Genomic DNA, 16,814 nt, shown 5'->3' with positions numbered 1-16,814 from the left:
GCGATCGGCATCCCCATTGCGCGTTCATCCACCCCCCAACCAGGACAGTGCATTGGTCAAGCCGAATTACGCCTACGAAAAACGCCAGAAAGAACTTGCCAAGCAGCGCAAGAAGCAGGACAAACTGCAGCGCAAGACGCATCCGCCTGATGCGCGCAGTGAGCAGAACGACAACGCCAAGCCGCCGCAGCCGGGCGCTGCGGGCGGCGCTGTCGAACAAAAGGATTGAGCCCGCCCGCAGCTCCCTTGCATAACGGGCCGGCATCATCGCATTGCGCTGACGCCGCAGCGAAAGCATCGCCCCCCGCCCGCCGATGCAAGACTTGATCAGGAAAGGAAGCGTCCATGCAGTCATTCCATCGTCGTAGGCTGTTGCGCATGATCTGCGCGGTCGCCGCTGGTGCGAGCCTCATCGCCATGCCGCTGCAGACATTTGCCCAGCCGATGCAGAACCCCAACGCCGCGAAGGTGCTGGCCGAGATCGACAAGGCCACGTTCATTCCGCAGGGCAAGGGCCCGCGTCTGCTCTACGTCTTCATTGACGCCAACTGTCCCTATTGCCACGAGCTGTTCATCGCGCTCAGCTCCAAGGCGGGCAAAAACGGGCTGCAGGTGCGCTGGGTGCCCGTGGCGGTGCTCGCGCCCAGCAGTGTCACCAAGGCGGCGGCCATCCTGCAGGCCAACGATCGCCTGGCAGCGTTGCGCGAGAATGAGCTCAATTACGGTAAAGGCCCGACAGGGCAGGGCGGCGGCATCGCGCCGGCCAAGGACGTGCTGCCAGCCACCAGCGCCATCCTCAACGCCAACAACGCCCTGCTCGAGGCGACCCGCTCGCCCGGTGTGCCCACTCTGCTATACCGCGACAAACAGGGCAACGCCATGCTGGTGGTCGGCCCGCCGGATGCACAGCAGCTCAGCCACATCCTTGCCAGCGTCGGCAATCCCGGTTGATGCAGCTTGGCGGTGTCTGAGGACATCGGCCAAAGGTCTGCATCCACCTATCGCGCCTGCGGGCGGTGCGCGGCCTTTCCTCCACTGCTCCACCGCGCGGCAGAGGTTGGGAGGGTTGAGTTCGCCCCAGTCCGTGCCGGATCGATGAAGCGTACAAACCAGCAACACCCGCGCCTGCTGCGGACATGATCCGCTGCTATTCTCGCCACTTTGCCGGTGTCCCCGGCGCTGGTTTTTCTTCCGAGCACAGATCCATGAGTGCATTGCCCCCCGACTCCGCCCCACCGCGTCCCGAACCGTCTGTCCAACCCTCGGCGTGGGAGCGGCAGGTGCTGGAAAAGCTGGTGTTGGAGGTGGTCAACGAAAAGCGACGCGCGCGTCGCTGGTCGATTTTTTTTCGCCTTGTCTTCCTCGGCTTAGCCGGGATGGTCGTGTTCGGAGCGCTGGCAGACCACTTCGGCGGCGCGGCATCCAGTGGCCCGCATACCGCGCTGATCGAGCTCAATGGGGAGATCTCCATCGACTCGGCCGCCAGCGCCGACAACATCAACTCCGCGTTGCAGGACGCGTTTTCCGACCCACAGGCCAAGGGCGTGATCCTGCGCATCAACAGCCCGGGCGGTAGTCCGGTGCAGGCTAGCCAAATCTTTGCCGAGATCGAGCGCCTGCGCGCCAAGTACGACAAGCCGGTCTATGCGGTCTGCGAAGAGGTGTGTGCCTCCGGGGCGTACTACGTTGCGGCGGCTGCCAACGACATCTATGTCAATCCCGCTAGTTTGGTGGGCTCGATCGGGGTGTTGATGGACGGCTTTGGCTTTTCCGGGCTGCTGGACAAGCTGGGCGTGACCCGGCGGTTGCTCACCGCCGGCGCCAACAAGGGCTTCATGGACCCGTTCAGCCCGATGCCCGCAGACCAGAAGGCCTATGCGCTGGGCATGCTCGAGCAGATTCACAAGCAGTTCATCGCCGCGGTCGAAAAAGGCCGCGGCAGCCGCCTGAAGGTCAACGATCAGACGTTCTCGGGATTGGTGTGGACCGGTGAGTCCGCAGTGCAGCAGGGGCTGGCCGACGGCTATGGCACGGTCGACCAGATCGCGCGCGACAAGATCAAGGTGCCGGACATCATCGACTACACCCCGCAGGAAAACGTCGCCCAGCGCCTGATTAAGCGCTTTGGTGCGTCGATCGGCATGGGAGCGGTGCAGGCGCTGTCAAGTCTGGGCTGGTCGCTGCGCTGAGTGCTGCGCTCTGTCCAGCAGGTCGTAACCGCTGCGCCGCAGCATGTCGCACAGGGCGATCAGCGGCAGGCCGATGAGCGCAGTCGGGTCGTCGCTGCGCATGTGCTCGAGTAATGCCGGGCCGAGCGCCTCGGCGCGGGCGCTGCCGGCGCAGTCGTACGGTTGGTCCAGGCGCAGATACGCCTCGATCTCCGTCAGGCTCAGACGGCGAAACGCGACCTCGGTAGGGCAGTCGCGCACCTGCAGCGTACCGTCTGGAGCGATTAGGCAGACCGCGGTGTGAAACACCGCCTGGCGGCCGCTCAGCCGTTGCAGCTGCTTTACCGCGGCGGCGTGTGAGCCTGGCTTGCCCAGCGCCTCGTCGCCCAGCATGCACACCTGATCCGAGCCGATCACCCAGCCGCCGGGAGCGGTGCGCGCCACGGCCCGGGCTTTTTCCGCGGCTAGGCGCAGCGCCAGATCGCGGGGCGACTCCCCGCTGCGGCACCGTTCATCGACCTCGGGTGGGCGCTGCACGAATGGCACGCGCAGCCGCCGCAGCAACTCCGCGCGGTAGCGCGAGGTCGACGCCAGGATCAGATCGGCGCCGTCGCCGGCCATCAGTGCTTGCCGAAAAAACGCCCGTGCAGCCAAGCGCCGACCAGAATGCCGGCCACGCTCAGCAGCAACGGCCAGTTGCCCACACCCAGCCCCGCGATCGCTGGACCGGGGCACACGCCGCTCAGACCCCAGCCCACGCCAAAGATCGCCGCGCCGATCAGGGTGCGGGCGTCCAGGTTCGACGGATGCTTGCCGAACACCACGCCGAACACCGGGCGCTTCATCAGCCGCGGCAGCAGGTGGTAGGCAACGAAGGTCACACCCGCTGCGCCTCCCATGACCAGCAGCAGCCCGAGATTCTTCAACAGCAGAAATTGCAGGATCGCTTCGGGCTGAACCATGGTGGACCAGGCCAGACCGAAGCCGAACAGTCCGCCGGCAAGCAGCGCCGACAGCATGACCGCAAGGGGAGGAACACGCTGCATGTCAGAACCCTCCAAGGGCGCGCACCAGATGTGCAGTGAGGATGGCGGTGGTCAGGAAGATCAAGACCGCCAAGATGGAGGGCAACTGTGCCGAGCCCACGCCGCAGATCCCATGCCCCGAGGTGCATCCGCCACCCATGCGCGCCCCGAAGCCGCCGACGATGCCGCCGACGAATAACTGCCACAGCGGTACCGCGGTGACGAAGCCCTTGCCGTGCCCGAGGGTGTAGGTGAACACCACGGCACCGACGATCAATCCCAGGCCATACATCAGCCGCCAGTTGCGCGTGGACACGAATTTTTCATGCTGAAAAAACGGGTGCCGGGTCAGCAGCGACCACACCGCGGTGTACGCGGTGCTGATGCCACCGATCAGACCAGTGAGCCAGAACAGCACGCTCACGCCAAGCCCGATCATCAGGCCACCGAAGAGAAAATGCTCCCAGCCGGTCGGGAACCACTGTGCCAATGCATTCATCGTTGTCTGTGCAGGTGAGTCTGGCGGCGCAGGCCGCCCAAGCGCAAGCCAAACAGTGTAAAAGCTCACAGCCGCAGTGTCTCGGCGAGATGTTGCAGCCAGTAAACTGCAGTTATGTCTGCCGCATCGCCCGAATCCGATTCCGCCGAGCCCGAGCCGGGCCGTCCGCCGCACGCGCTGGCGCTGTTCGACTTTGCCCGCGGTCACGGCGAACTGCGCGGCCATGTCGCGCTGTCGTCCCTGTCCCGCCTGCGCGACCTGCTCGCCGGGGAGGCTGGTCCGCCCGTGCAATGGTCGCTGCGCGGCTTCGAGCGCGAGCGCACCGGCCTGCAACCGCAGGCGATGGTGACGCTGCGTGTACAGGCGCAGCTGCACCTGGCCTGCCAGCGCTGTCTGCAGGGCATGGTGCAAGCGATCGATGAGACCGTGCAGTTCCGACTGGTCGTGGGCGAGCCGCCGCTGACGCAGGAAGAGCTCGAGGCCGAGGACGAAGCCCTGCCGGCACAGGACCCGGTCGACCTGTGCGAACTCATCGAGGATCAGCTCATCCTGGCCATGCCGCTGGTGCCGATGCACGCGACCTGCCCGCAAGCTGCGGCGCCGGAAGCCGCCGCAGATCAGCCGCCACGCCAGCAACCCTTTGCCAATCTGCGTGTGCTGATCGATCAGGGCAAGGCGCGCTGAACGCCCTCGGCCGCTGGGCGACGTCGGCCCAGTCCTTGGCTGCTGCCGGGCGAGCCAGCGTATAATCCTATGATTTTTGACAGGGGATTGCCGTGGCCGTCCAGCAAAACAAGAAGTCGCCTTCCAAGCGCGGTATGCACCGCGCGCATCAACATCTGAGTGCACCGCCGCTGGCCGTCGAGGCCACGACTGGCGAGACGCACCTGCGTCACCACATCAGCCCGAACGGGTTCTACCGCGGTCGCAAGGTCGTCAAGTCCAAGTCCGACGAGTAAGCCTTGCTGCTGCGCTGCCCGTGTCGCTTGACACCTGCGGGCGAGACATCGCCCTGCGCGCGGCCTGATCCAGCGCGGTGCATGCCATGACCTGCACGATTGCGGTCGATGTGATGGGCGGGGATCATGGCGCGCATGCCATCCTGCCCGCTTGCGCCCAGTTCCTGCGCCGGCATACCGACAGTCGGCTTTTGCTGGTGGGGCAGACCGAGGCGATCGGGCCGCTGCTGGCGTCGCTGCGCATGGACAGCGACGCGCGGGTCGAGGTGGTCGCTGCCAGTGAGGTCGTGGCGTCTGACGATCCGGTCGAGGTCGCGCTGCGGAAAAAGCGCGATTCGTCGATGCGCCGCGCGATCGAACTCGTGCGCGACGGCCGGGCGCAGGCCTGTGTGTCGGCAGGCAATACCGGTGCCTTGATGGCCGTGGCGCGCTACCTGCTCAAGACCCTGCACGACATCGAGCGCCCGGCCATTGCCACCTATCTGCCCAATCAGAAAGGGCAGGGCACGCTGATGCTCGATCTCGGCGCCAATGTCGACTGCGAGCCGCTGCACCTGCTGCAGTTTGCGGTGATGGGCACCGCCTACGCCGCCGCCGGCGGGCACGCACAGCCCACGGTCGGTCTGCTCAACATCGGCGAGGAAGTCATCAAGGGCAACGATACCATCAAACGCGCCGCCGAACTGCTGCGGCAGGCCGATGCCCAGGGGCGTCTGCGGTTTTACGGCAATGTCGAAGGCAATGATATTTTCAAGGGCACGACCGACATCGTGGTTTGCGACGGGTTTGTTGGCAATGTCGCGCTCAAGACCTCCGAAGGTCTGGCGCAGATGCTCTCGGGCATGATCCGCGAGGAATTCACCCGTACCGCGTTGACCCGGCTGATGGCACTGGTGGCCATGCCCGTGCTCAAGCGCTTTGGCCAGCGCGTGGACCATCGCCGCTACAACGGCGCGGCGTTGCTTGGCCTGCGCGGTCTGGTGATCAAGAGCCACGGTTCGGCAGACGCCTTCGGCTTCGAGCAGGCGCTCGAGCGAGCGCGCGAGGCGGTGCGCGGTGATGTGGTGCGGCAGATCGAGCGCATCCTTCAGGCCATGCACCAGCCGGAGCCGGCCGTGGCCGCGCCGGCTCCTGTGGCCTGAGCCCGGCGTTCGCTCCGCGCGTACGCCCACCCACCCTGATCGAATCGTCCCATGTCCACCTTCTCTCGAATTTCCGGTACCGGCAGCGCGCTGCCTTCCCGCAGGGTCAGCAACGACGCGCTGGCGGCCGAACTGGCCAGCCGCGGGATCGAGACCAGCGACGACTGGATTGTCGCCCGCACCGGCATCCGCTTTCGGCACTTTGCCGACCCGGGCATGACCAGTGTCGATCTGGGCGAGCAGGCCGCACGGCGCGCGCTCGACGCCTCCGGGCTGCAACCTACCGACATCGGCCTGATCGTTGTGGCCACGTCCACGCCGGACATGATCTTCCCATCCAATGCCGCGCTGATCCAGGGGCGGCTGGGTGTAGCCGGCAGCGCCGCGTTCGACCTGCAGGCGGTCTGTGCCGGGTTCGTCTATGCGCTGGCCGTGGCCGACCAGTTCGTGCGCAGCGGCATGGCGCGGCACGCGCTGGTGATCGGCACCGAAGTGTTCTCGCGTATTCTCGATTTCAATGACCGCACCACCTGCGTGCTGTTCGGCGACGGCGCGGGCGCGGTGGTGCTCAGCGCCAGCGACACCGCGGGCGTCCTGTCCACCGCGCTGCACGCCGACGGCCGGCAGGCGCCGATCCTGTGCACCCCGGGCCGGGTGAGCGGCGGCGAGATCGCCGGCAGCCCGTTCCTCAAAATGGATGGGCAGGCGGTGTTCAAGCAGGCGGTGCATGTGCTCGAAGACGTGGCCCGCGAGGCGCTGACCAAGGCCGGTCGCGCACCAGCCGACGTGGACTGGATGGTGCCGCACCAGGCCAATATCCGCATCATGACGCACACCGCCAAAAAGCTCGGCATCCCGACTGAGAAAATCGTGGTCACGGTCGACCAGCACGGCAACACCTCGGCCGCGTCGATTCCGCTGGCGCTGGATGTCGCGGTGCGTGCCGGCCAGATTCGCCGCGGCGATACCCTGCTGTTCGAGGCGGTCGGCGGCGGGCTGACCTGGGGTGCTGCGGTGGTCGATTTCTAATTGCCGCGCGCAAGCCGCCGATCATCTCGTTCTCCAGAGTTTCACCATGAAATTTGCCTTCGTGTTTCCCGGCCAAGGTTCACAGTCGGTCGGCATGCTAGGTAGGGTGGCCGATCACCCTGCGGTGCGCCAGACCCTACAGGAAGCCAGTGACGCGCTGTCGCAGGACATCGCCGCGCTGATTCACCAGGGTCCTGCCGAACAGCTCAACCTCACCACCAATACCCAGCCGGTGATGCTCACCGCGGGTGTTGCGCTGTACCGCCTCTGGCTCGCCGAGGGCGGGCGACAGCCGGATGTAGTGGCCGGGCACAGCCTGGGTGAGTACACCGCACTGGTCGCGGCGCAAAGCCTCACCCTTGCAGACGCCTTGCCGCTGGTGCGGTTTCGCGCGCAGGCGATGCAGGATGCGGTGCCCGTGGGCACGGGTGGCATGGCCGCGGTGCTCGGTCTGGATGACGATGCCGTGCGCGCGGGTTGCGCGCAGGCGATGCAGCAGACCGGGGAGACGGTCGAGGCGGTCAATTTCAACGCCCCGGGGCAAGTGGTGATCGCCGGCACCCAGGCCGCGGTGGCGCGGGCCTGCGAACTGCTCAAGGCCGCCGGTGCCAAGCGCGCTTTGCCGCTGGCGGTGTCGGCCCCCTTTCACAGCAGCCTGCTGCGGGGCGCTGCAGAGCAACTGCGCGCATATCTTCGCGACCTGCCGCTGAAAGCACCGGTCATTCCACTGGTCAACAATGTCGACGTGGCGCATCCCACCGAGCCGCAGGCGATTGCCAATGCGCTCGCCCGCCAGGCCTGTCATCCGGTGCGCTGGGTCGAGTGCGTGCGCGCCATGGCACAGATGGGCTGCACCACCCTGGTGGAGTGCGGCCCGGGCAAAGTCCTGCACGGCCTGACCCGGCGCATCGATCCGGCGCTGCAGTCCTTTGCGCTCGATGACGCCGCTGTCGTTCCCTCGATCCAATCCGCACTGGCATGAGCAATTCCACTACCGACCCCACAGCCCTTCCCACCCTTGCCGGCCAGATTGCGCTGGTGACCGGCGCCTCGCGCGGCATCGGCGCGGCGATCGCCGCCGAGCTCGCCGCAGCCGGCATGCGCGTCATTGGCACCGCCACGTCCGCATCCGGGGCGCAGGCCATCACCGAAGTGCTGCAGGCGCATGGCGGCCGCGGCGAGGTGCTCGATGTCAACGACACCCAGGCTGGTGCCGCGCTGGTCGATGCAATCGTCAAGGCCGAAGGCGCATTGCACGTGCTGGTCAACAACGCTGGGATCACCCGCGACATGCTGGCCATGCGCATGAGCGATGCCGACTGGGACGCGGTGCTGTCCACCAATCTCAGCGCTGTGTTCCGCATGGCGCGCGCGGTGATGCGCCCGATGATGAAACAGCGCTATGGCCGCATCATCAACATCACGTCGGTGGTCGGCGCCGCGGGCAACCCCGGGCAGGCCAACTATGCCGCAGCCAAGGCCGGGGTGGCCGGCATGAGCCGCGCGCTCGCGCAGGAGCTGGGCAGCCGCAACATCACGGTCAACTGCGTGGCGCCGGGCTTCATCGACACCGACATGACCCGCAGCCTGACCGAGGCGCAGACCCAGCCGATGCTTGCGCGCATTCCGCTGGGCCGGCTGGGCAGGCCCGACGAAGTGGCCCACGCCGTGGCGTTTCTGGCGTCGCCGCGTGCGGCTTACATCACAGGTGCGGTACTGCATGTCAATGGCGGCATGTACATGCAGTGAGATTGCGCGAAATCGCGCCCTCTTGTCGCCGGGCGGGGTTATGCTCTTGCCCCGAGGCGGAAGCAGCGCCTGCGCTTGCTAAAATTTTTCACATTTCCACTGGAGGTTTCAATGAGTGACATCGAACAGCGCGTCAAAAAAATCATCGCTGAGCAACTGGGCGTTGCAGAAGACCAGGTGACCAACGATAAGTCCTTTGTCGATGATCTCGGCGCCGACTCGCTGGATACCGTCGAACTGGTCATGGCGCTGGAAGACGAGTTCCACATCGAGATCCCCGACGAAGACGCCGAGAAGATCACCACGGTGCAGCTCGCGGTCGATTACGCCAAGGCGCACTACAAGGCTTGAACCGGCTTTTCTTCGTTCCCTCACCCCGTCCGTGCCCCTTGCTCGTGCGCGTTCGAGCGTCCGGGCGGGCATGATCTGCCTGATTTCACATGACCCTTCGCCGACGAATTGCGATTACTGGCCTTGGTGCGGTTTCCCCGCTGGGCAACACCCTGGATGACAACTGGGCGAACCTGATCGCCGGCCGGTCGGGCGTTGCGCGCATCACCAAGTTCGATGCCTCGGCGTTTACGGTGCAGATCGCCGGAGAGGTGCGCGATTTCGATGTCACGCAATACATCCCGGCCAAGGAAGCGCGGCACATGGATACCTTCATCCATTACGGCATCGCTGCATCGATGCAGGCCGTGCGCGACAGCGGCATCGACCAGGCCGGGCTCGACCCTGAGCGGGTCGGGGTCATGGTCGGCTCGGGCATCGGCGGCCTGCCGCTGATCGAGAACACGCACCGGGAACTGCTCGAGCGCGGTCCGCGCCGCATCACGCCGTTTTTCGTGCCGGCCTCGATCATCAACATGGTCTCCGGCCACGTGTCCATCACGTACGGATTCCAGGGGCCCAATCTGGCGACGGTCACCGCCTGCACCACCGGTCTGCATGCCATCGGCCTAGCCGCGCGGCTGATCGAGTCCGGCGATGCCGATGTCATGATTGCCGGCGGCGCCGAGGCCACCGTGTCTCCACTGGGCATCGGTGGTTTCGCCTCCGCGCGTGCATTGTCCACCCGCAACGACGACCCCGCCGGTGCCAGCCGACCGTGGGACAAGGACCGCGACGGCTTTGTGCTGGGCGAGGGTGCCGGCGTCATGGTGCTTGAGGATTTCGAGCTGGCCGCTAGGCGTGGCGCGCGGATTTACGCCGAACTCGTCGGCTTCGGCATGAGCGGCGATGCCGGTCACATTACCGCGCCCAACACCGACGGGCCGCGCCGCAGCATGCTTCAGGCGTTGAAAAATGCCGGTGTGTCGCCCGATCAGGTGCAGATGGTCAACGCCCACGGCACGTCCACCCCGCTGGGCGACAAGAACGAGTCCGATGCCATCAAGCTGGCTTTCGGCGACCACGCCTACAAGCTGGTGGTCAACTCCACCAAGTCCATGACCGGCCACCTGCTCGGCGGGGCGGGGGGCGTGGAGTCGGTGTACACCGTGCTGGCCGTGCATCATCAGGTGTGTCCGCCGACCATCAACCTGCACACACCCGACCCCGAGTGCGATCTGGATTACTGCGCCAATACCGCACGCGACATGCAGATCGACTTTGCGCTAAAAAACAATTTTGGCTTCGGCGGCACCAACGGATCGCTGCTGTTCAAGCGCGTCTGAACGGGCAGCCCGCGCCGGCGATCCCCCGAGCCGCGTCTTTCTGACCTGATGGCATGAAGACCCTGGCACCCTTGCAGATTCGGGTCGAACGCTTCGGCCGCTGGCATCTGCTGCTTGGACTGTTCAGCGCAGCCTCGCTGCTGGCCGCGGGCTGGACCATCTGGGTGTGGCGCAACAGCGATTCGCTCAGCCTGATGGGCACCTTTGCCACGGCCATCTTTCTGGCGATCCAGTCGGCGCAGTATCCCTACTGGAGCATCCGCCCGTTCACGCTGTTTCACGGCGAGCGTGGCTGGAGACTGCAACGCGGCGACGGTCTGGAAGAATTGCTGCAGGTGCGTGGCCTGGCTCTGCCTGGGCTGCTGCTGGTGCTCGGGCTGACCGCTCGCGGCCGCGTGGTGCTGCCCATTCCAAGTGACATCCAACCTGGCATTTTTCGCGAGCTGCGACTGCGCCTGGGTGCACTGTCCCATTGAACCCCAGTGGAGCGAGACACCCAAAGCGATGCCGTCCTGGTGCAGCAGGTTCAGGCCGGCCATCAGAAGGCATTCGATCTGCTCGTTGCTAAATACCAGCGGCGCATCTACCGCCTGGTGCTGCGCTTCATCCGCGACCCCGCTCTTGCGGAAGATGTCGCGCAGGAGACCTTCCTGCGCGCCTACCGCGCCATTGGCCAATTTCGCGGCGACAGCCAGTTCTATACCTGGCTGTACCGCATTGCGGTCAACACTGCGAAAAAGGCGTTGTCCGACGATCTGCGCGATCCCACCGTCGCCGAAGGCGATGCGTCGGGGTCGGGTGAAGAAACTTTTAGTCCGACCGAGTTACTAACCAACAACGAAACGCCCGAATCCGTGCTGATTTCCAAGGAAATCGTGCAGACCGTGAACCTGGCGATGGAGTCCTTGCCCGATGATCTGCGCACTGCGATCACCCTGCGCGAGATCGAGGGGCTGAGCTATGAGGAGATTGCAGATGTCATGCAATGCCCCATCGGAACGGTGCGGTCGCGAATTTTCCGCGCCCGCGAGGCAATTTCCGAACGCTTGCGTCCGGTGATCGAACACAAAAGCGGTAAGCGCTGGTGACGCGGCGGACGGACTCTCGGTACTGGTGAGCAGGAGACACAACATGACGCAAGACAGCATGCGCGAGCAACTCTCGGCCCTGATCGACGGGGAGGGCGAATTTCGTGCGCACACGGCGCAGGCCGCCGCCTTCGTGCGTCTGGCGGCCGCCGACGAGGTGGCGCGGAGCGACTGGCTGCTGTATGCGCAGATCGGCGATGTGCTGCGCTCTGTCGACCTGACGCCGATGCCGCGCGAACAGGAATTCCTGCAGCGCGTGAGCGCCGCGATCGCGCGCGAGCCCATCGTGCTGCAGCCCGCTGCCGCTGCGGCAGACAGGGGAGTGGCCCCGCCGCACCGCCATCCACACTGGAGTACCCGCCTGGCCGCAGGCCTGGCTGCCGTGGGCGGTGTGGCGGTGATGGCCTGGGTGGCGTTGCCCGGTCTGCAGCACGGCGGGCAAGGGTCGCTGCGAGCGGCCAACCAGCCGGCTGTCACCGTGTCGGCCGGGGCCTTGGCGCCATCTGGCGGGTGGCAGGTGCGCGTGAGCGAAACCCGTCGTACCGACAACACGGCGCAGGTTCCAGTGTCTTCTCCCGTCGGTCTGGTGGCAGCGGGCGGCAATGCCGCGGCGGTGGAGATGCCGCAGCATGTGGCCATGTCCGCGCAGATGCCGATGGTCGAGTATTTGCTGGCGCATCAGCAAATGGCCGGCGGCATGATGCCGGTGGTGCCGGCGACACTGCGGGTGGTCGCAGACCGTCCGGCGGCACCGGCTGCTTCTGCGCGCTGATGATCGGCTTGCGCACAGATCCGGCCCGGATGTCCTGCAGATGGGCATCCCGTCTGCGGCGCTCGGCATGGGGTGGGCTGCTCGGGCTGCTGCTGGCGGCGCCTGCCTTCGCCCAAGCCGTGGCGGGCAGTGTCGTGCCCGGCGCGGCGGCGTCTTCCGGTGCCTTTCACCACACCGGGCCGATAGTGCCCGGCCGCGCCCTGGAGCGCTGGCTGCAGAGTGTCAGCGCCGCAGCGCGCAGCATGAATTACAGCGGAGTGTTCATCACCCAGCGTGGTGACGACATCAGTACGTCCAGCCTGGTGCACTATGTCATTCCGCAGGGGCATTTCGAACGCATCGAGACCCTGGACGGACAGCGCCGCATCATGGTGTCTCTGGGCGATCAGGTGCGCACCAGCTGGCCCGAGTATCGGCTGATGCTGGTCGACGACCAGGCCGGACAGGCCAGCTTTCCGCGCCTACTCAAGACCACGGGCGGCGAGGTCGACCGCAACTACCGGCTCGAACGCGCAGGGCTGGAGCGCTGCGCAGGCCATGAGTGCCTGGTCTCGACCATTCTGCCGCGCGATGACTGGCGCTGGGGCTATCGACTGTGGTCGCTGCGCGACTCGCAGCTGCTGGTCAAGGCGCAGACGCTCGATACCGCAGGGCATGTGATCGATCAGGTCGCTTTCACCGAGCTCAAGGTCAACATCCCGCCTCGCCTGGACCTGGTCCAGGATAGTTTGCGCTTGCCGCCGGGCTATGCGGTCGAACGCATGCGAGTGGTGCCCGTGACCCTGCAGTCGCAGGGCTGGACGCTGTCGGAGTCTGTGCCCGGATTCAAGACGGTGGGAGTGTTTCGTCGCAGCATGACGGTGGGGGGGAAGACCTCCGAGGTGTTGCAGTGGCTGCTCAGCGACGGGCTGGCTTCGGTCTCCATTTTCATCCAGCCTGCATCCGGTCTGTCCGAGCCGGTCGCGCCCGAGCAGCGCGTGGGCGGCACGCTGGCGCTGTCGCGCCGGGTGGGCGATTCCTGGCTGACGGTCATGGGCGCGGTACCCGAGCGCACGCTGCGCCGTTTCAGCGACGCGGTGGTGCGGGTGCAGTGACGCAGCTTGCCCCCTGCGACAGCGCGCCAGCCGGGTTTTCCGTATGCTGGGCGCGGGGCATCGAAACAGAATTGGAAATCGTCCGTTTGGAGTCAGGCGGGGTGTATCAGGGAGAAAAATCAGTGAAAAAGTTTTTGTTGGTCTGTCTCAGTGCAGGATTGCTCGGGATCACTGGGGTGATGACCCCGGCGCAGGCTGCGGGCTCGGCACCCCAGACGACCTGTATGGCCTGCGGCCTGCCGGATTTCACCGCACTGGTGGAAAAGACCGGGCCTTCGGTGGTCAATATCCGCACCTTCAAAAAGGTCGCCGTGGGCAGCGGCGATCAGATCGACGAGCAGACCCGCGAGATGCTGCGGCGCTTCTTTGGCGTGCCCATTCCCGCGCCGGAGGCGCCCAAGGGGGGCAAGAATGACCAGGGCGAGGAGGAAGAACGGCCCACCGGCGTGGGTTCGGGCTTCATCATCAGCCCCGATGGTTACATCATGACCAATGCGCATGTGGTCGACGGGGCGGACGAGATTCTGGTCACCCTGACCGATAAGCGCGAGTTCAAAGCCAGGCTGATCGGCGCGGACAAGCGCACCGATGTGGCGCTGGTGAAAATCGACGCCAAGCAGCCATTGCCGACGGTGCAGATCGGCGACTCGTCTAAGGTCAAGGTGGGTGAATGGGTGGTGGCCATCGGCTCGCCGTTCGGGCTAGAGAACACGGTCACCGCCGGCATCGTCAGCGCCAAGGGCCGAGACACGGGCGACTACACCCCGTTCATCCAGACCGACGTGGCGGTCAACCCCGGCAACTCAGGCGGACCGCTGATCGACATGCGCGGCAATGTCATCGGCATCAACTCCCAGATCTACAGCCGCACCGGCGGGTTCATGGGCATTTCATTCGCCATCCCGATCGACGAAGCGATGCGCGTGGTCGATCAGCTCAAGAAACAGGGCTATGTGGTGCGCGGCAAGATCGGGGTGCAGATCGACGCGGTCAGCCGTGAGCTGGCCGAGTCGCTCGGTCTGGGCCAGGCCCGCGGGGCGCTGGTGCGCGTGGTCGAAAAGGGCGGCGCAGCCGACAAGGCCGGGGTGCAGGTGGGAGACATCATCACCAGTTTCAACGGCAAGCCGGTCGAGCGTGCCAATGACCTGCCCCGACTGGTGGGCGAGACCAAACCCGACGCGACCGTGCCGATGCAGGTGCTCCGCATGGGCAAGACCCTCACCCTCAATGTCAAGGTCGGCGAGTGGGTGATGGACAAAAAACCCGGCGCCAAGCCTACTGACGAGCAAAAGCCGGAAGCCGTGAGCAAGGCCAACGCCCTGGGTGTGAAGGTCATCGACCTCAACGAGGCGCAAAAGCGCCAGCTTGGCGTGAGCAACGGTGTGCTGGTCGAGGCGGTGCGCAACGGCGCCGCACGCGACGGCCTGCGGGTGGGCGACGTGATCCTCGCCGTGGGCAATACCGCGGTGAGCAGCGCTGCCCAGTTCAACGCGATCAGCGCCCAGCTTCCCCCGGGCAAGCCGGTCGCCGTGCTGGTGCGGCGGGGCGACGCGGGGCTGTATGTGCTGCTGCGCCCGCAGAATTGACCGTGCAGTGCGCCTCCAACCCGGCCCAAGTGCCGGGTTAGAATGGTCATCTGACGAGCAGCAGTTGCCAATAATCGCTGTGTCGGGAAGGCGCGTCACGCTTGTCGCGCCTTTTTTCTTGATGTTCCCCGTGTTGCGCCATTCCCGCAGGGTTGTCCGCGGGGCCTGAGCCGGTCGCCCCAGCGGGCCTTTGCATGAATCACATCCGCAATTTTTCCATCATTGCCCACATCGACCACGGTAAATCCACCCTGGCCGATCGCATCATCCAGCGCTGCGGTGGTCTGTCCGACCGTGAGATGGAGGCGCAGGTGCTCGACTCGATGGACATCGAGCGCGAGCGCGGCATCACCATCAAGGCGCAGACTGCGTCGCTACGCTATACCGCCCGCGACGGTCGGACCTATCAACTTAATCTGATCGACACCCCGGGCCACGTGGATTTCAGCTACGAGGTCAGCCGCTCACTCTCCGCCTGCGAGGGCGCGCTGCTGGTGGTCGATGCCAGCCAGGGAGTCGAGGCCCAGACCGTGGCGAACTGTTACACCGCCCTCGATCTGGGGGTGGAAGTGGTGCCGGTGCTCAACAAAATGGATCTGCCCCAGGCCGATCCCGAGCGCGCCAAGGCCGAGATCGAGGAGGTGATCGGCATCGACGCCAGCCAGGCCGTTGCCTGCAGCGCCAAGACCGGTATGGGCATCGATGACATTCTCGAGGCCGTTGTCACCCGCATGCCGCCGCCCAAGGGCAAGCCCGACGCACCGCTGCGGGCGATGATCATCGACTCCTGGTTCGATCCATATGTCGGCGTGGTCATGCTGGTGCGCGTGGTCGACGGCAGTCTGAAAAAGGGCGAGCGCATCAAGCTGATGGCCACGCATGCCGCCTATACCGTCGAGCAGCTCGGCGTGTTCACGCCCAAGTCGGCGCCGCGCGACGCGCTCGAGGCAGGGGAAGTGGGTTTTGTCATCGCTGGCATCAAGGAGCTGCAGGCGGCCAAGGTGGGCGACACCATCACCCTGGAGAAAAAGCTGCCCAACAACCTCGGCCCCGCCACAGAACCCTTGCCGGGGTTCAAGGAAATCCAACCGCAGGTGTTTGCCGGGCTGTATCCCACCGAGGCCAGCGAGTATGACTCGTTGCGCGACGCGCTGGAAAAGCTCAAGCTCAACGACGCCGCGCTGCGCTACGAGCCCGAGGTCAGCCAGGCGCTGGGGTTCGGCTTTCGCTGCGGCTTTCTCGGTTTGCTGCACATGGAAATCGTGCAGGAGCGGCTCGAGCGCGAGTTCGACCAGGATCTCATCACCACCGCGCCGTCGGTGGTCTATCAGGTTGTGCTCAACAATGGCGAGGTCATCGAGGTGGAAAACCCCTCGAAAATGCCCGATCAGGGCCGCATCGCCGAAATTCGCGAGCCCATCGTCACCGTGCATCTGTACATGCCGCAGGACTATGTCGGTCCGGTGATGACCCTGGCCAACCAGAAGCGCGGCGTGCAGCTCAATATGGCCTATCACGGCCGGCAAGTGATGCTGACCTACGACATGCCGCTGGCCGAGATCGTGCTCGACTTTTTCGACAAACTCAAGAGCGTCTCGCGCGGCTATGCTTCGATGGACTACGAGTTCAAGGAGTACCGCGCCGCCGATGTGGTGAAGGTCGATATGCTGATCAACGGCGACCGGGTGGACGCGCTGTCCATCATCGTGCACCGCAGCCAGAGCCAGTATCGCGGACGGCAGGTGGCGGCCAAGATGCGCGAGATCATCCCGCGGCAGATGTTCGACGTGGCAATCCAGGCGGCCATCGGGGGCACCATCATTTCGCGTGAGACAATCAAGGCACTGCGCAAGAACGTCCTGGCCAAGTGCTACGGCGGCGACATCACCCGCAAGCGCAAGCTGCTGGAAAAGCAGAAGGCGGGAAAAAAACGCATGAAGCAGATCGGCTCGGTCGAGGTGCCGCAAGAGGCATTCCTCGCCATCCTGCAAGTCGAAGACTGAACACTCCCCAATCGCATCCCCCGT

The 16,814-nt window shown here is 65.4% G+C and carries 20 protein-coding genes; 17 read left to right on the top strand and 3 right to left on the bottom strand.

Annotated elements, in window-relative coordinates; translation table 11 throughout:
- Window positions 1-52 precede the first annotated feature (52 nt).
- From ACZ47F_RS01305 to ACZ47F_RS01295, 3 genes are all read left to right on the top strand, one after another.
- On the top strand, window positions 53-229 hold the full coding sequence (locus ACZ47F_RS01305) for a hypothetical protein (protein WP_464925511.1): 177 nt from the start codon (window positions 53-55) through the stop codon (window positions 227-229).
- 116 nt (window positions 230-345) lie between these two features.
- On the top strand, window positions 346-951 hold the full coding sequence (locus tag ACZ47F_RS01300; protein WP_464925510.1) for a thioredoxin fold domain-containing protein: 606 nt from the start codon (window positions 346-348) through the stop codon (window positions 949-951).
- A 254-nt stretch (window positions 952-1,205) separates the two neighbouring features.
- Complete coding sequence (locus tag ACZ47F_RS01295; protein WP_464925509.1) at window positions 1,206-2,189, top strand: S49 family peptidase; 984 nt, start codon at window positions 1,206-1,208, stop codon at window positions 2,187-2,189.
- On the opposite strand, the gene ACZ47F_RS01290 is transcribed toward ACZ47F_RS01295, so the two are convergent.
- Genes ACZ47F_RS01290 through ACZ47F_RS01280 form a run of 3 tightly spaced genes read right to left on the bottom strand, consistent with a single transcriptional unit; the run spans window position 2,163 to window position 3,917 of the window.
- Window positions 2,163-2,789 carry a Maf family protein gene (locus ACZ47F_RS01290; protein WP_464925508.1) on the bottom strand — a complete coding sequence of 209 codons (627 nt, stop codon included), beginning with the start codon at window positions 2,787-2,789 and terminating at the stop codon, window positions 2,163-2,165. The two genes, ACZ47F_RS01295 and ACZ47F_RS01290, sit on opposite strands and share 27 nt — an antisense overlap.
- Complete coding sequence (locus ACZ47F_RS01285) at window positions 2,789-3,214, bottom strand: DUF6691 family protein (RefSeq protein ID WP_464925507.1); 426 nt, start codon at window positions 3,212-3,214, stop codon at window positions 2,789-2,791. The genes ACZ47F_RS01290 and ACZ47F_RS01285 overlap by 1 nt, the downstream gene beginning before the upstream one ends.
- A gap of 1 nt (window position 3,215) precedes the next feature.
- A complete protein-coding gene (locus ACZ47F_RS01280) occupies window positions 3,216-3,917 on the bottom strand; it encodes a YeeE/YedE family protein (protein WP_464925506.1) in 702 nt (233 codons plus the stop codon).
- Here ACZ47F_RS01280 and ACZ47F_RS01275 point away from each other — a divergent pair.
- From ACZ47F_RS01275 to lepA, 14 genes are all read left to right on the top strand, one after another.
- The gene (locus ACZ47F_RS01275; protein ID WP_464925505.1) at window positions 3,807-4,376 is read left to right on the top strand and encodes a YceD family protein; all 570 of its coding nucleotides are present in this window, start codon (window positions 3,807-3,809) and stop codon (window positions 4,374-4,376) included. The two genes, ACZ47F_RS01280 and ACZ47F_RS01275, sit on opposite strands and share 111 nt — an antisense overlap.
- A gap of 92 nt (window positions 4,377-4,468) precedes the next feature.
- Window positions 4,469-4,651 (top strand): 50S ribosomal protein L32, encoded by a 183-nt coding sequence (gene rpmF, locus ACZ47F_RS01270; protein WP_464925504.1) that lies wholly within the window; start codon window positions 4,469-4,471, stop codon window positions 4,649-4,651.
- Between the two features lie 86 nt (window positions 4,652-4,737).
- Window positions 4,738-5,793 (top strand): phosphate acyltransferase PlsX, encoded by a 1,056-nt coding sequence (gene plsX, locus ACZ47F_RS01265; protein ID WP_464925503.1) that lies wholly within the window; start codon window positions 4,738-4,740, stop codon window positions 5,791-5,793.
- Between the two features lie 51 nt (window positions 5,794-5,844).
- Entirely contained in the window at window positions 5,845-6,822 is a 978-nt protein-coding gene (locus tag ACZ47F_RS01260) for a beta-ketoacyl-ACP synthase III (protein ID WP_464925502.1), read from the top strand.
- Between the two features lie 46 nt (window positions 6,823-6,868).
- Complete coding sequence (gene fabD / locus ACZ47F_RS01255) at window positions 6,869-7,804, top strand: ACP S-malonyltransferase (protein ID WP_464925501.1); 936 nt, start codon at window positions 6,869-6,871, stop codon at window positions 7,802-7,804.
- Entirely contained in the window at window positions 7,801-8,571 is a 771-nt protein-coding gene (fabG, locus tag ACZ47F_RS01250) for a 3-oxoacyl-ACP reductase FabG (protein WP_464925500.1), read from the top strand. Before fabD ends, fabG begins: the two co-directional genes overlap by 4 nt.
- Before the next feature lie 111 nt (window positions 8,572-8,682).
- Window positions 8,683-8,922, top strand: a complete 240-nt coding sequence (gene acpP / locus ACZ47F_RS01245) for an acyl carrier protein (RefSeq protein ID WP_464925499.1) — start codon at window positions 8,683-8,685, stop codon at window positions 8,920-8,922.
- An 89-nt stretch (window positions 8,923-9,011) separates the two neighbouring features.
- A complete protein-coding gene (fabF, locus tag ACZ47F_RS01240; protein ID WP_464925498.1) occupies window positions 9,012-10,247 on the top strand; it encodes a beta-ketoacyl-ACP synthase II in 1,236 nt (411 codons plus the stop codon).
- Window positions 10,248-10,300: 53 nt separating this feature from the next.
- Window positions 10,301-10,723 carry a hypothetical protein gene (locus tag ACZ47F_RS01235; protein ID WP_464925497.1) on the top strand — a complete coding sequence of 141 codons (423 nt, stop codon included), beginning with the start codon at window positions 10,301-10,303 and terminating at the stop codon, window positions 10,721-10,723.
- Between the two features lie 6 nt (window positions 10,724-10,729).
- Window positions 10,730-11,335, top strand: coding sequence for an RNA polymerase sigma factor RpoE (gene rpoE, locus ACZ47F_RS01230; protein ID WP_464925496.1), 606 nt, complete (start codon window positions 10,730-10,732; stop codon window positions 11,333-11,335).
- A gap of 43 nt (window positions 11,336-11,378) precedes the next feature.
- A complete protein-coding gene (locus tag ACZ47F_RS01225; protein ID WP_464925495.1) occupies window positions 11,379-12,107 on the top strand; it encodes a sigma-E factor negative regulatory protein in 729 nt (242 codons plus the stop codon).
- A gap of 29 nt (window positions 12,108-12,136) precedes the next feature.
- On the top strand, window positions 12,137-13,201 hold the full coding sequence (locus ACZ47F_RS01220) for a MucB/RseB C-terminal domain-containing protein (RefSeq protein WP_464925494.1): 1,065 nt from the start codon (window positions 12,137-12,139) through the stop codon (window positions 13,199-13,201).
- A 122-nt stretch (window positions 13,202-13,323) separates the two neighbouring features.
- Window positions 13,324-14,787 (top strand): DegQ family serine endoprotease, encoded by a 1,464-nt coding sequence (locus ACZ47F_RS01215; protein WP_464925493.1) that lies wholly within the window; start codon window positions 13,324-13,326, stop codon window positions 14,785-14,787.
- 194 nt (window positions 14,788-14,981) lie between these two features.
- On the top strand, window positions 14,982-16,790 hold the full coding sequence (gene lepA / locus ACZ47F_RS01210) for a translation elongation factor 4 (protein WP_464925492.1): 1,809 nt from the start codon (window positions 14,982-14,984) through the stop codon (window positions 16,788-16,790).
- The last annotated feature ends 24 nt before the right edge of the window (window positions 16,791-16,814 follow it).

Source organism: Thiomonas islandica, from assembly GCF_055383445.1.
Note: the sequence above shows the minus strand (reverse complement) of the source record. Positions and strands in the feature narration are given on the sequence as shown.